The following is a 13315-nucleotide window of genomic DNA, read 5'->3' as shown; positions in this document are numbered from 1 at the left end:
GGGCTTAGCTGCCCTTGTTGGCTTTTTCGAAGCGTTCGAGCTGCTCGTTGCCGCGCTGCACGATGGTGTCCAGGGCTTCCTTGGCGGTCTTTTTACCGGCCCAGACCTGTTCCAGTTCTTCGTCCTCGATGGCCCGCACCTGCAGGTAGTTGCCCAGGCGGATGCCGCGCGAGTTGGTGGTGGTCTTGCGGATCATCTGGTTGGGGGCCACGTCGGTGCCGGGGTTCTCTTTGTAAAAACCCGACTTCTCGGTGAGCGCAAAGGCGGCATTGGTCACGGGCAGGTAGCCGGTGCGCTTGTGGCTGGCCGACTGCACTTCGGGGCTGGAGATGAAGCTGAAGAACTTGGCGATGCCCTTGTATTCTTCGGCCTTTTTACCGGCCATGACCCACAGGCTGGCGCCGCCGATCACGGTGTTTTGCGGTGCGCCCGGCACATCGGGGTAATAGGGCAGGGGGGCTACGCCGTAGGCAAACTTGGCGTTCTTCTTGACGTTGCCGTAGAAGCCGCTGGAGGTGGTCATCATGGCGCATTCGCCCGAGATGAAGCTGGCCTCGGGGATGTTCTGCCGACCCTTGTAGACAAACAGGCCCTGCTTGGCCATGTTGCCCAGGTTCTCGATGTGGCGCACGTGCAGCGGCGAGTTGATCTTCATGCGCGCGTCCATGCCGCCCAGGCCGTTGGATTTGGTGGCGAACTCGACGTTGTGCCAGGTGGAGAAGCTCTCCAGCTGGGTCCAGCCTTGCCAGGCGATGGACAGCGGGCATTTGTGGCCGCTGGCCTTGAGTTTGGCGGCAGCCAGGGCGACTTCGGGCCAGGTGCCGGGGGCCTTGTCGACCGGCAGACCGGCGGCCTTGAAGGCATCCTTGTTGTAGTAGAACACCGTGGTCGAGCTGTTGAACGGGAAGCTCATCATCTGGCCATTGGCGGTGGTGTAGTAGCTGGCCACGGCGGGAATGTAGGCGGCGGGGTCGAACTTCTCGCCCGCATCCTTCATCATCTGGCCCACGGGCATGATGGCTTTTTTGCTGGCCATCATGGTGGCGGTGCCGACTTCAAACACCTGCAGGATGTGCGGCGCATTGCCCGCGCGGAAGGCGGCGATGGCGGCCGTCATGGACTCGTCGTACTGGCCCTTGTAGGTGGGCACGATTTTGTAATCTTTTTGGCTGGCGTTGAAGTCTTTGGCCAGGTCGTTGACCCACTCGCCATTGACCGAGTTCATCGAATGCCACCACTGGATCTCGGTCTGGGCCTGGGCCGTGGAGAGCGTGAGGGCGGTGGTGGCCAGGGCCAGTGCCAAACGGGAAATATGCATGCGGGTTCCTAACGGAAGGGAAAAGGAGGGATGCTAGGGGAGAAAAGTGACAGTGCTATGAAATTTTGTCCCAAAGCTGACATGCGTACTAGCGGGAAAACCCGTTTTGGTGCACGTCGGGGCTGTATACAGCGAAGGGTCTTTTTTCTTTCTGAGCCCGATAAGCGCTGGCTAGACCGCTCGGTGTGTATCAGAATGCTACGGTATGCGGGAAACGACTGCTGGCGCGGGTCGGCATGCCGCCTTTTATTGGCCACCCCAGATGGAGGAGCACCATGAAATTGCGTACCCAGATCATTGGCTTTGGCCTGGTCGGCACTTTGCTGGCGGGTTTGGCCGGCGGCATTGGCCTGTTTGCCTCGTCCCGTTTGGGCGGGTCTCTGGACGAGGCCATCCAGGCCAGCGTGGCGCTACAGACCAGCCAGAAGGCAGACATGATGCACGACGCGGTGCGCGGCGATGCCCAGTTGGCCATTCTGGGGGCGACGGAGAAAAACCCGGCCCAGATTGCCGAGGCCGACAAAGACCTCAAAGAGCACGCCGAAACCTTCAACCAGGCCCTGACTGAGTTACAGGCCATGCCGCTGACGCAGGAGAGCAGTGGCGCATTGGCCAAGGTGCAGCCCGTGGTGAAAAAGTACCTTGCCTCTGCGGCGATGGTGGTGCGTGCATCCTCCAGTGACCTGCAGGCTGCGCAAGCCGCCGTACCGGCTTTGCAGTTGGCGTTTTCAGAGCTTGAAAAGGAAATGGAAGCCCTGTCGGACGCCATCCAGCACAACGGCGAGACCCTGAACGCCCAGGCCAAGCAGCAAGTGGAGAGCACCCGGCTGGCCATCGGTGCATCGCTGCTACTGGCCTGCGTGGTGATGATGGCCTGCGCCCTGTGGTTGGCCCGCAGCATGACGCAGCCCATGGCCTATGCGGTGGGCGTGGCCGACCGGTTGGCCCAGGGCAATCTGGCCACTGCCATCCAGCCTGCGGGGAACTTTGAGACGGTGCAGTTGCTGCAGTCCATGGCCCATATGCAAAACAGCTTTTCGGGCATCGTGCGCGATGTCAAGTCCAATGCCGACGAGGTGGCACTGGCCAGCGCCCAGATTTCCCAGGGCAACCAGGATTTGTCGAACCGCACCGAGCAGCAGGCCAGCGCCTTGCAGCAAACGGCGGCCACCATGGAGCAACTGGGCAGCAATGTGCGCAACAACGCCGACAACGCCCAGCAGGCCAACCAACTGGCGCTGGGCGCGACCACGGTGGCTGTCAAGGGCGGCGAAATGATGGGCCAAGTGGTGCAGACCATGACCGGCATCAACGACAGTGCCAAGAAGATTGCCGACATCATTGGCGTGATCGACGGCATTGCTTTTCAGACGAATATTCTGGCCCTCAACGCCGCGGTAGAGGCGGCGCGGGCCGGAGAGCAGGGCCGGGGCTTTGCGGTGGTGGCCAGCGAGGTGCGCAATTTAGCCCAGCGCAGCGCCGAGGCCGCCCGCGAGATCAAGGTGCTGATCTCCACCAGCGTGGAGCGGGTCGACCAGGGCACGCTGCAGGTGGGGCAGGCCGGGCAGACCATGGACGAGATCGTGGGTGCCATCCGGCGCGTGGCGGCCATCGTCACCGAAATCAGCGCCGCCAGCGCCGAGCAAAGCGCCGGTGTCAACGAGGTGGGGCAGGCGGTGTCGCAAATGGACCAGGCCACCCAGCAAAACGCGGCCCTGGTGGAAGAAAGTGCCGCCGCGGCGGCCAGCCTGACGCAGCAGGCGCAGCAACTGGTGGATACGGTAGCGGCGTTCCGGCTGGCTTAAAAACTACTCAGGAAGCAGGCAGGCCTCGACCACCTGCAAGCCGTTGTCACGCGCGAAGTTGATGGCAAAGTCCCAGGCCATCACGTCGTATTCGCGCAGGTCACTGTGCAGAATCACCACTTTGATGCCGTTGATGGTGGTCGGCACGCACCAGGGCGAATAGCTCAGGTGGCTGCCGGGCTGCGCGCCGCCTGGGCGAAACTGGCTCAAAACCCCTGCCAAGCGCTCAGCCCAGTCACTGGGACGGAAGGCGCGCCCGTTCTCGGTGACACCCTGGATAAAGACTTCTTTGGCGGAGGTGGAAACCATCGGTGGGGGCTTTTCAGAGGGGGTTGGGTGCGTGTTGCAAACCGGGCCCAGAGGCCGGTTTGGCTAGCACTTTGTGCTGGAATGATAGCGCCAATGGCACGTGACGGGTGGATTTGCTGCGGTGCACAATAATTGTATCTTATATAAGACTTGGGTCCGTTGAAGAGACGCGTGGCAGGGGGTCAGGCATCGCAGTGATGCGCCATTGTCAAAAAACTAAGCAAACTCTGCGCCTAGAATTACGTTTCAGCGGTCCTTTGCCCTGAATCCGTCCCGTCCACTTTGGAGAAACTGCATGACCGCTACGCAAGAGGCATCCTCGCCCCACACCATGAACACCTATGGCCGCCTGCCGATTGCGCTGTCGCACGGCCAGGGCTGCCGCGTGTGGGACGTGAACGGCAAGTCGTATCTGGACGGCCTGGGCGGCATCGCGGTCAACACCTTGGGGCACAACCACCCCAAATTGGTGCCTGCCCTGCAAGACCAGATCGGCAAGATCATCCACAGCTGCAACTATTACCACATCCCCCACCAGGAGGCGCTGGCCGCCAAGCTGGTGGAGCTGTCGGGCCTGACCAATGTATTCTTTTGCTCTACCGGGCTGGAAGCCAACGAGGCCGCGCTGAAGCTGGCCCGTAAATTTGGCCACGACAAGGGCATCGAGCGGCCTGAGATCGTGGTTTACGAAAAAGCCTTCCATGGCCGCAGCATCGCCACCCTCAGCGCCACCGGCAACGCCAAGATCCAAAAGGGCTTTGGCCCCATGGTCGAAGGCTTCATCCGCGTGCCCCTGAACGACATCGAAGCGCTGAAGGCCGCCACCGCCAACAACCCCAACGTCACCGCCGTGTTCTTCGAGACCATCCAGGGCGAGGGCGGCGTGAACCCCATGCGCATCGAATACCTGCAGCAGGTGCGCAAGCTCTGCGACGAGCGCGACTGGTTGCTGATGATCGACGAAGTGCAGTGCGGCATGGGCCGTACCGGCAAATGGTTTGCCCACCAGTGGGCGGGCATCAAGCCCGACGTGATGCCGCTGGCCAAGGGCCTGGGCTCGGGCGTGCCGGTGGGCGCGGTGGTGGCGGGCCCCAAGGCCGCACACATCTTCCAGCCCGGCAACCACGGCACCACCTTTGGCGGCAACCCGCTGGCCATGCGCGCCGGGGTGGAAACCATTCGCATCATGGAAGAAGACGGCCTGCTGGAGAACGCTGCCAAGGTGGGCGCACACCTGCAAGCCGCACTGCGCCATGCCCTGGAAGGCGTGGCGGGCTTCAAGGAAGTGCGCGGCCAGGGCCTGATGATTGGCGTAGAGCTCAGCCGCCCCTGCGGCGTGCTGGCCCAGCGCGCGGTGGATGCCGGGCTGCTGATCAGCGTGACCGCCGACAGCGTCATCCGCCTGGTGCCGCCACTGATTTTGACCACCGCCGAGGCGGATGAGCTGGTGGCCATCCTGTGCCCGTTAATCAAGCAATTTTTGGCAGAACCGGTATGAAGCATCCGTTAAAGCATTACCTGCAGTTCAGCGACCTCAGCGCCGAGGAATACGCCTACATCTTCCAGCGTGCCGCGCTGATCAAGAAGAAGTTCAAGGCCTACGAAAAGCACCACCCCCTGGTGGACCGCACCATGGCCATGATCTTCGAGAAGGCCTCTACCCGCACCCGCGTGAGCTTCGAGGCCGGCATGTACCAGCTGGGCGGCAGCGTGGTGCACCTGACCACCGGCGACAGCCAACTGGGCCGCGCCGAGCCCATTGAAGACAGCGCCAAAGTCATCAGCCGCATGGTCGATCTGGTGATGATCCGCACCTTCGAGCAGACCAAGATCGAGCGCTTTGCCGCCCACTCGCGCGTGCCCGTCATCAACGGCCTGACCAACGAATTCCACCCCTGCCAAATTCTGGCCGACATCTTCACCTACATCGAGCACCGTGGCTCCATCGCGGGCAAGACGGTAGCCTGGGTGGGTGACGGCAACAACATGGCCAACACCTGGCTGCAGGCCAGCGAGGTGCTGGGCTTTACCGTGCACGTCAGCACGCCCAGCGGCTACGAGGTAGACCAGTCGGTGGCGGGCATCCGCTCGGCCGAGAGCTACAAGGTCTTCAAAGACCCGATGCAGGCCTGCGCCGGGGCCGACCTGGTCACCACCGATGTGTGGACCAGCATGGGCTACGAGGCGGAAAACGAAGTCCGCAAAACCGCCTTTGCCGACTGGCGTGTGGACCTGGAAATGATGGCCATCGCCAAGCCCGACGCACTCTTCATGCACTGCCTGCCCGCCCACCGCGGCGAAGAGGTGGATGCTGATGTGATCGACGGCCCGCAGTCGGTGGTCTGGGACGAGGCCGAGAACCGCATGCACGTCCAGAAGGCGCTGATGGAATACCTGATGCTGGGCAAGCTGGAGTAAGCACATGTCCGCCGTCTGCCAAAGCTGCGGCATCTGCTGCGCCAGCTTCCGCGTGGACTTTGCGGCGGAAGAGTCGCAAGAAGAAGGCGGCAGCGTACCCGAGGGCCTGGTGGTTGAGGTCAACACCCGCCTGCGCCGCATGCGCGGCACCGACCACAGCCCGCCGCGCTGCGCCGCCTTGACCGGCACGCTGGGCGAACGCGTGGCCTGCGGCATCTACGAGTGGCGGCCCTCGCCTTGCCGGGAATTCGAGGCGGGCAGTGCGGCCTGCCTGCAAGCCCGCAGCCGCCGGGGTTTGTCGAATGCTCTATTTTTTGAGTAATAAATTGATAGCTTGTCACGCTTACGGAATGAGCGTGAAGTGCCAATTTAATGCTGAAAATAATGCCATTATTTCTATTTAACACCTGCCGCGGTGGTAGCGCGTTTGGCGCTGGCCTTGGCGGGCTGCAGCAGCTCGCGCATGGCTTGCAGCGGTAGCTCGCGGCTGCGGCCCCTGCGCAGGGCCAGCGAAAACTGCGACTGGTAGCCAAACTCGGCGGGCAGCAGCACCTTCAAACGCCCCTGGTCCACCCACGACTGGGCGTAGTGCTCGGGCAGGTAGCCCACGTAGCCGCCCGACAAAATCAGGATCAGCTGCGCTTCCATGCTTTCCACCGTGGCCACGCTGCGCTTGAAGCCGTGGCGGCCCAGCTCGGTCTGGCTCCAGTAGCTGCGGCCCACCACGTTCAGCTCCGACACCACCGCGGGCAGGATGTGCCTTTGCGTAAAGCAGGGGTGGCGGTCGCTGCAGTACAGCCACTGCTGCTCGCGGTACAGCGGGTGGTAGACCAGGCCGTTGGCCTTGGCGGGGAAGAAGCCCACGGCAATGTCCAGCTCGTTGTCCAGCACGCCTTTTTGCAGCTCGTAGGGGCTGCGGATCAGCAGGCTCAGGTGCATGCCGGGGAAGCGGCTGGAAAACACCCCGATGGCCTGGGCCAGCGGCAGCGACGCATCGGTTACCGTGGTGTCGAGCACGCCCATCTTCAGGGTGCCGCCCAGCTCGCCTTTCAGCGACCGGGTGTACAGCGCAAAGCTGTCCAGCTCGCCCAGCACACGCAGGGTTTCCGACAGCAGCAGCTCGCCCTTGGCGGTCAGCGCAAAGCCGCCGCGCCCGCGCCGACACAGCGAGAAACCCACATCGGCCTCCAGCTGTGTCATATAGGTGCTGATGGCCGAGGTGGTCAGGTTCAGCTCCTGCTGTGCCTTGGCAAAGCCCTGGTGGCGGGCCACCGTCGCAAAGATGCGCAACAGCTTGAGATCAGCACCTTGTGCCATGGGTAAACCCTGAATGTTAGTTATGGAAATGGGGAACTGATTATTTGTTTACTGCTATTTTTCCACAACCCGTAATAGCTAAAGTGCGGTGCATCGCAGCACACAGCCGTGTTGCCCACTGGAAAGGTCTTACAGCGTGTCCAAAGTTTTGCACCAACCCCAAAGCGGTAATGAGATGCCGCGGTTTGCCGGTCGCTCCACCATGATGCGGCTGCCCGCCATGGACAGCGCCGAGGGCCTGGATGCCGCCTTCATCGGCGTGCCGCTGGACATTGGCACCTCGCTGCGCGCAGGCACCCGGTTTGGCCCGCGCCAGATCCGCGCCGAATCCGTGATGATCCGCCCCTACAACATGGCCACCGGTGCGGCCCCGTTCGACTCGCTCAGCGTGGCCGACATTGGCGACGTGGCCATCAACACCTACAACTTGCTGGAGTCGGTGCGCATCATCGAAGAAAGCTACACCCGGCTGATGGCCTACCCGGTGGTGCCCATGACTCTGGGCGGCGACCACACCATCACCCTGCCCATCCTGCGGGCGGTGGCGCGCAAGCACGGCCCGGTGGCGCTGGTGCACGTGGATGCCCACACCGACACCAACGAAGACATGTTTGGCGAAAAAATCGCCCATGGCACCACCTTCCGCCGCGCGGTGGAAGAGGGCCTGCTGGACTGCAAAAAAGTGGTGCAGATCGGCCAGCGCGCTCAGGGCTATTCCAGTGGTGATTTCCAGTGGGGCGTGGACCAGGGCTTTCGCCTGGTGCAGGCCGAGCAGTGTTGGTACCAGTCGCTGGCCCCGCTGATGGCCGAGGTGCGCGCCCAGATCGGCGACACCCCCGTGTACCTGACTTTTGACATCGACGGCATCGACCCCGCCTGGGCCCCCGGCACCGGCACCCCCGAAGTGGGCGGCCTCACCGCCATCCAGGCACTCGAAATTGTGCGCGGCTGCCGGGGGCTGAACATCGTGGGCTGCGACATGGTCGAGGTGTCGCCGCCCTACGACCTGAGCGGCAACACCTCGCAACTGGCCGCGAACTTGCTTTATGAAATGCTGTGTGTGCTGCCCGGCGTGGCATACCGGTAACGGATAGCCCCACCATGCAACTCGACATATTCAGATCTCTCTGGGGCTGGCAAGGCGACTGGGCGCAATGTGCCGCCCAACTGCGCGAAGCCGGATGCGTGGGCGTAGAAGCCCGCGTGCCCTTCGATGCGCTGGGCCGCACGGCGCTGCGCCACAGCCTGCAGGCCGAAGCCCTGGGCTACATCGCCACCGTGTTCACCGGTGCCGACGTGATTCCGCGCCAGCAAGACGGCCCCGAAGTGCATTTGCAGCACCTGGCCCGGGCCTTCGACGCGGCGGCCGAGCTCTCGCCTCGCTTCGTCAATTTGCTGGCCGGTAACGACCGCTGGCCGCTGGCCCAGCAGGTGGACTTTCTGGGCCGCGCCCAGGCCCTGGCCGATGCCGTGGGCATGGCCTGCACCTTTGAGACCCACCGCGCCAGCTCGCTCTACAGCCCCTGGGTCACGCTGGACATCGTGCGCCAGTTGCCGCAATTGCGCTACACCGCCGACATCAGCCACTGGGTGGTGGTTTGCGAGCGCTTGCTGGACGACCCGCTGGACGAACTCAGTGCCTTTATCGAGCGCGTGCACCACGTGCAAGCCCGCGTGGGCTATGCCCAGGGCCCGCAAGTGCCCCACCCGGCGGCCCCCGAATACGCGCCGGAGCTGGCTTTCCACCAGCGCGTGTGGGAGTCCATCTGGGCGGCGCAGCGCGCCCAAGGCTACTCCACCAGCACCCTGACCCCCGAGTTCGGTGCCGATGGCTACATGCACCAACTGCCCTACACCCAAAGCCCGGTGGCCGACCTCTGGCAGGTCAACCGCTGGATGGCGCAAGAAGAGCGGCGGCATTTTGAGCGCTGGTCCTCGTCACTTTCCACTGGAGTATGAACATGCAACCCGGAACCCGTAACTTCACGGCCTTGCCCGTCATCAACATCCGCGGCCTGACCAGCGACGATCTGGCGCAGCGCCAGACGGTGGCCGATGCCTTGGGTAAAGCCGCCCGCGAGGTGGGCTTTTTCTACATCGTCGGCCACGGCATCGCCCCGGCGCTGGTGGCCGACCTGCGCGAGGCCAGCCGCACGCTGTTTGCGCAGCAGATGGACTGGAAGATGCGCTACTACATCGGCGATGCCTGGGGCCACAAAGGCTATGTGCCCGAGGGCGAAGAACGTTATTCCAAAGGCCGCCCCGACCACAAGGAGGCTTTCGACATCGGCTTCGATGCCCCCGACGACCACCCGCTGGTGCGGGCAGGTACGCCCCTCATCGGCAACAACAAATGGCCCGACCTGCCCGGCTTCAAAGAGGCCGTGGCCCGCTACTACGCCGCCGTGTTTGCGCTGGGTCGGCAGTTGTTTCGCGGCTTTGCGCTGTCGCTGGGCCAGCCCGAAGATGCGTTCGATGCGCTGGTCACCTGCCCGCCGTCCAAGTTGCGGCTGATCCACTACCCGGTGGACACCGAAGCGGTGGATGCCCCCGGCATCGGCGCGCACACCGACTACGAATGCTTCACCCTGCTGCTGGCCGACCAGCCCGGCCTGGAGGTCATGAACGACCAGGGCGTGTGGGTCGATGCGCCACCGTATGCGGAAGACGGTGAAGAGGCCTTCGTCATCAACATCGGCGACATGCTGGAGGTGATGACCGCCGGGGCCTTTCCCGCCACCTCGCACCGGGTGCGCAAGGTGCAGCACGAGCGCTATTCCTTCCCGCTGTTTTTTGCCTGCGACTACCACACCCGCATCCGCCCGCTGCCGCAGTTTGCGAGTGCCGAAACCATCGCCAGCTACCCCGAGCTGTCGATTGGCGAGCACATGTATGCCCAGGCCCAGCAAACCTACCAGTACCTGAAACGCAAAGTGGAGGCGGGCGAAATCGCGCTGCCCCAGGGCGCGTTGAAGCCCGGCAGCTTTGGCCACATGAAGACCGTTGCGCCGACCGTTTGATTTTTTGTTTCTGTTCCACGTCCCCACCCCTAGGAGTTGTTCCCATGCTGAAAACCACCCGCATTTCTATCCTCGGTGCCGCTCTGGCGGCTTTGCTACCCGTGGCCGCCATGGCCCAGACCATGGCCCCCGGCCAACTCAAGGTCGGCATGGAAATCACCTACCCCCCGTTTGAATCGTGGCAGGGCGACAAGGTGGTGGGCTTTGACCCCGATGTGTCGGAGATGCTGGGCCGCGTCATCAAGGCCAAGCCCGCGTTTGTGGACACCAAGTTCCCCAGCCTGATTTTGGGCCTGGGCAGCGGCCAGTTCGATGCCGTGATCTCGGGCATGTACATCACCCCGGAGCGCACCGCCCAGGCCGATGCCATTGCCTACGCCCGCACCGGTGCCTCCATCATGGTGGCCAAAGACGGCGGCATTGCACCCAAGACCGAGCAAGACCTGTGCGGCATGAAGGTGGGCCTGCAGGCCGGTACCAGCTGGGTCAACGCGCTGAAAAAGCTCTCAACCGAATACTGCGTGCCCAACGGCAAACCCGCCGTGGCCGTAAGCGAATTCCCCACCGCCCCCGAGGCCTCGCAGGCCCTGCTGTCGAAAAACATCCAGGCCCAGCTGGAGATCGCCGGTGCCGCCAAGATGCTGGCCGAACGCAGCAAGTCCCGCATCGTCATCAGCTCGCCTGCCTTGGTCTACCCGCAAACCCTGGGCATCTACGTGAAGAAGGGCAACACCGCGCTGTACCAGGCGCTGGAGAAAGCCCTGGCCGCGGCGCAAGCCAACGGCGAATACGCAGCGCTGATTGCCAAGTACGAACTTGAGCCCATCGCCAAGTAATTAGCGCTACCAGGAGCATCCGCATGGAATTAGATTGGTCGTATTTTTGGTCCTTGTTTTCCATGGGGATCTTCTGGCGGGCGTGTGTGACCGTGGTGCAGCTGGGCTCGCTGTCCTGGGTGCTGGGCATGGTGCTGGGCTTTTTTCTGGCCTGCGCCCGCATCTCCACCACCCGTTGGATCAGCGCGCTGGCCGGGGTCTACATCTGGCTGTTTCGCAGCGTGCCGCTGCTGGTGCTGGTGGTGTTTGTGTTCAACCTGCCGCAGATATTTCCGATGACCCGCAGTTTCATCGGCGAGCCATTTTTTGCCGGGCTGGTGGCCATGGTTCTGACCGAAGCCGCCTACATGGCCGAGATCCACCGCGGTGGCCTGCTGTCGGTGGCGCGTGGCCAGCGCGAGGCGGGCAGGGCGCTGGCGTTTGGCCGCTTCGGGGCCATGCGGTTGATCGTGGTGCCGCAGGCGTTTCGCATCGCGCTGCCTACGCTAATCAACGAATACGTCACCATCATTAAGCTCACCTCGCTGGTGTCGGTGATCTCGCTGCCCGAGTTGCTGATGACCGGGCTGCGCCTGTATTCGCAAAACTTTCTGGTGATGGAAACCCTGCTGGGCGTGGCGGTGTACTACGTGATGCTGGTCACCATCTTCAGCACGTTGCTGGGCTGGGTCGAGAAAAAGCTGGACCTGCAAAAGCGCCACCCCACCACGCTGGACGATGCCGCCTGCGCCACGCTGCGCACGTCTTTGGGTGGCCTGGTGGCCCTGCACCCGGTGGCGGCGGCCCCCGGCCAGCCTGCGGCCCTGGAGCTGCGCAACATTCACAAAGCCTACGGCAGCCACCAGGTTCTCAAGGGCATCCACCTGCAGGTGGGTGCGGGCGAGGTGGTCTCCATCATCGGCCCGTCGGGTTCGGGCAAAACCTCGCTGATCCGTACCATCAACGGCCTGGAATTCATCGACCAGGGCGAAATCATTTTGGTTGGCGAAAGCTACATCCAGGCGAACGAGTCGCTGGACAGCAGCCGGGTGCGCGGTGGCATACGCCGCATCGGCATGGCCTTCCAGAACTTCAACCTGTTTCCCCACCTCAGCGTGCTCGACAACGTGCTGCTGGCCCCGCGCTACCACGCCCAGCCCGCAGATGCCAGCGTGCGCCAAACCCAGGCGCTGCAACTGCTCGACAAGGTGGGCTTGCTGGCGCACCAGCACAAATACCCGCACCAGCTCTCGGGAGGCCAGCAGCAGCGCGTGGCGATTGCCCGCGCCCTGGCCATGGAGCCGGATGTGATGCTGTTTGACGAACCCACCTCGGCGCTAGACCCCGAGCTGGTGGGCGAGGTGCTCAAAGTCATCCAGGACCTGGCGCAGGAAGGCATGACCATGGTCATCGTGACCCACGAAATGGACTTTGCCCTGGCCATCTCCAACCGTGTGCTGTTCATGGAAAACGGCCTGATCCAGCTGGATGCCACGCCCCGGCACATACAACAACCCGACGCACCCGATGCCACCACGCAACGTGTGCGCCGCTTCATGGGACTGCAAGCATGACAAGCGACGAAGCCACCCTGCGCCGCGACCTGGCCGCCGCCTACCGCCTGGCCGCGCTGTTCGGCTGGGACGACACGCTCTACACCCACTTCTCGGCCCGGCTGCCGTCGGATGGTGGGCCCGAGCGCTTTTTGATCAACCCGTTTGGCCGCCTGTTCGAAGAGGTGCGCGCCAGCGACCTGCTGGTGGTGGACATGCAGGGCCGCGTGGTCTCGGGCAGTGCCGACTACAACGTGGCAGGCTTCACCGTGCACAGCGCGGTGCACGGCGGCCGCGCTGATGCCCACTGCGTCATCCACACCCACACCCTGGCCGGCATGGCCGTGGCGGCCTGCGAGGGTGGGCTGCTGCAGCTCAACCAGATCAACACCGAGTTCTATGGCCGGGTGGGTGTCCATGCCTACGAGGGCGTGGCCTTTGACCTGGGCGAGCGGGTGCGCATACAGCAGGCGCTGGGCTCCAACATTGCGCTGGTGCTGCGCCACCACGGCCTGCTGTCGGTGGGCACCACCGTGGCCGATGCGTTTTGCGTCATGTACTACCTGAACCGCGCCTGCGAAATCCAGCTCGCCGCCAGCCAATTGGCCCCCACTGCAGGCCCGGTCACCGAGATCCCACCGCACTTGAGCCAGCACGCCTGCGAACAACTGCAAAGCGTGGAGCATGAGCGCCAGATCCTGTGGCAGGCCTGGCTGCGCAAGCTGGACCGCATCGACCCGTCTTACCGCGATTAAATTTT

General features: G+C 63.4%; 13 protein-coding genes. 10 read left to right on the top strand and 3 right to left on the bottom strand.

The window, feature by feature from the left end; all coding sequences use genetic code 11:
• Positions 1–4: 4 nt before the first annotated feature.
• Positions 5–1318, bottom strand: a complete 1314-nt coding sequence (gene ugpB, locus AC097O_RS02120) for a sn-glycerol-3-phosphate ABC transporter substrate-binding protein UgpB (RefSeq protein WP_479591235.1) — start codon at positions 1316–1318, stop codon at positions 5–7.
• A 275-nt stretch (positions 1319–1593) separates the two neighbouring features.
• On the opposite strand from ugpB, the gene AC097O_RS02115 reads away from it, so the two are divergent.
• The gene (locus AC097O_RS02115; RefSeq protein WP_479591234.1) at positions 1594–3123 is read left to right on the top strand and encodes a methyl-accepting chemotaxis protein; all 1530 of its coding nucleotides are present in this window, start codon (positions 1594–1596) and stop codon (positions 3121–3123) included.
• 3 nt (positions 3124–3126) lie between these two features.
• Here AC097O_RS02115 and AC097O_RS02110 read toward each other — a convergent pair whose 3' ends face one another.
• The gene (locus AC097O_RS02110) at positions 3127–3432 is read right to left on the bottom strand and encodes a DUF3579 domain-containing protein (RefSeq protein WP_479591233.1); all 306 of its coding nucleotides are present in this window, start codon (positions 3430–3432) and stop codon (positions 3127–3129) included.
• 295 nt (positions 3433–3727) lie between these two features.
• Between AC097O_RS02110 and AC097O_RS02105 the strand changes: the two genes are divergently transcribed.
• From AC097O_RS02105 to AC097O_RS02095, 3 genes are read left to right on the top strand one after another with little or no spacing between them, the layout of a single operon-like run.
• The gene (locus tag AC097O_RS02105; protein ID WP_479591232.1) at positions 3728–4930 is read left to right on the top strand and encodes an acetylornithine/succinylornithine family transaminase; all 1203 of its coding nucleotides are present in this window, start codon (positions 3728–3730) and stop codon (positions 4928–4930) included.
• A complete protein-coding gene (gene argF / locus AC097O_RS02100) occupies positions 4927–5850 on the top strand; it encodes an ornithine carbamoyltransferase (RefSeq protein WP_479591231.1) in 924 nt (307 codons plus the stop codon). The genes AC097O_RS02105 and argF overlap by 4 nt, the downstream gene beginning before the upstream one ends.
• Positions 5851–5854: 4 nt before the next feature.
• Positions 5855–6172 (top strand): YkgJ family cysteine cluster protein, encoded by a 318-nt coding sequence (locus AC097O_RS02095; RefSeq protein ID WP_479591230.1) that lies wholly within the window; start codon positions 5855–5857, stop codon positions 6170–6172.
• 74 nt (positions 6173–6246) lie between these two features.
• Here the strand turns inward: AC097O_RS02095 and AC097O_RS02090 are convergent, their stop codons facing one another.
• On the bottom strand, positions 6247–7167 hold the full coding sequence (locus AC097O_RS02090) for a LysR family transcriptional regulator (protein ID WP_479591229.1): 921 nt from the start codon (positions 7165–7167) through the stop codon (positions 6247–6249).
• 175 nt (positions 7168–7342) lie between these two features.
• Between AC097O_RS02090 and speB the strand changes: the two genes are divergently transcribed.
• Genes speB through AC097O_RS02060 form a run of 6 tightly spaced genes read left to right on the top strand, consistent with a single transcriptional unit; the run spans position 7343 to position 13310 of the window.
• Entirely contained in the window at positions 7343–8254 is a 912-nt protein-coding gene (gene speB, locus AC097O_RS02085) for an agmatinase (protein WP_479591465.1), read from the top strand.
• Positions 8255–8268: 14 nt separating this feature from the next.
• Entirely contained in the window at positions 8269–9126 is an 858-nt protein-coding gene (locus tag AC097O_RS02080) for a sugar phosphate isomerase/epimerase family protein (RefSeq protein ID WP_479591228.1), read from the top strand.
• Positions 9127–9128: 2 nt separating this feature from the next.
• Positions 9129–10187 carry an isopenicillin N synthase family dioxygenase gene (locus AC097O_RS02075; RefSeq protein WP_479591227.1) on the top strand — a complete coding sequence of 353 codons (1059 nt, stop codon included), beginning with the start codon at positions 9129–9131 and terminating at the stop codon, positions 10185–10187.
• Positions 10188–10231: 44 nt separating this feature from the next.
• On the top strand, positions 10232–11023 hold the full coding sequence (locus AC097O_RS02070) for a transporter substrate-binding domain-containing protein (RefSeq protein ID WP_479591226.1): 792 nt from the start codon (positions 10232–10234) through the stop codon (positions 11021–11023).
• Between the two features lie 23 nt (positions 11024–11046).
• The gene (locus AC097O_RS02065) at positions 11047–12576 is read left to right on the top strand and encodes an amino acid ABC transporter permease/ATP-binding protein (protein WP_479591225.1); all 1530 of its coding nucleotides are present in this window, start codon (positions 11047–11049) and stop codon (positions 12574–12576) included.
• Positions 12573–13310 carry a class II aldolase/adducin family protein gene (locus AC097O_RS02060; RefSeq protein ID WP_479591224.1) on the top strand — a complete coding sequence of 246 codons (738 nt, stop codon included), beginning with the start codon at positions 12573–12575 and terminating at the stop codon, positions 13308–13310. Before AC097O_RS02065 ends, AC097O_RS02060 begins: the two co-directional genes overlap by 4 nt.
• Positions 13311–13315 lie beyond the last annotated feature (5 nt).

Source organism: Rhodoferax sp. LS1P39, from assembly GCF_056521425.1.
The sequence above is the reverse complement of the archived record's forward strand: the minus strand, read 5'-3'. Positions and strand labels throughout refer to the sequence as shown.

Bases quoted from the DNA above. Each gene is read 5' to 3' on its own strand.
- ugpB (WP_479591235.1), bottom strand. From the start codon at position 1,318: ATGCATATTTCCCGTTTGGCACTGGCCCTGGCCACCACCGCCCTCACG.
- AC097O_RS02115 (WP_479591234.1), top strand. From the start codon at position 1,594: ATGAAATTGCGTACCCAGATCATTGGCTTTGGCCTGGTCGGCACTTTG.
- AC097O_RS02110 (WP_479591233.1), bottom strand. From the start codon at position 3,432: ATGGTTTCCACCTCCGCCAAAGAAGTCTTTATCCAGGGTGTCACCGAG.
- AC097O_RS02105 (WP_479591232.1), top strand. From the start codon at position 3,728: ATGACCGCTACGCAAGAGGCATCCTCGCCCCACACCATGAACACCTAT.
- argF (WP_479591231.1), top strand. From the start codon at position 4,927: ATGAAGCATCCGTTAAAGCATTACCTGCAGTTCAGCGACCTCAGCGCC.
- AC097O_RS02095 (WP_479591230.1), top strand. From the start codon at position 5,855: ATGTCCGCCGTCTGCCAAAGCTGCGGCATCTGCTGCGCCAGCTTCCGC.
- AC097O_RS02090 (WP_479591229.1), bottom strand. From the start codon at position 7,167: ATGGCACAAGGTGCTGATCTCAAGCTGTTGCGCATCTTTGCGACGGTG.
- speB (WP_479591465.1), top strand. From the start codon at position 7,343: ATGCCGCGGTTTGCCGGTCGCTCCACCATGATGCGGCTGCCCGCCATG.
- AC097O_RS02080 (WP_479591228.1), top strand. From the start codon at position 8,269: ATGCAACTCGACATATTCAGATCTCTCTGGGGCTGGCAAGGCGACTGG.
- AC097O_RS02075 (WP_479591227.1), top strand. From the start codon at position 9,129: ATGCAACCCGGAACCCGTAACTTCACGGCCTTGCCCGTCATCAACATC.
- AC097O_RS02070 (WP_479591226.1), top strand. From the start codon at position 10,232: ATGCTGAAAACCACCCGCATTTCTATCCTCGGTGCCGCTCTGGCGGCT.
- AC097O_RS02065 (WP_479591225.1), top strand. From the start codon at position 11,047: ATGGAATTAGATTGGTCGTATTTTTGGTCCTTGTTTTCCATGGGGATC.
- AC097O_RS02060 (WP_479591224.1), top strand. From the start codon at position 12,573: ATGACAAGCGACGAAGCCACCCTGCGCCGCGACCTGGCCGCCGCCTAC.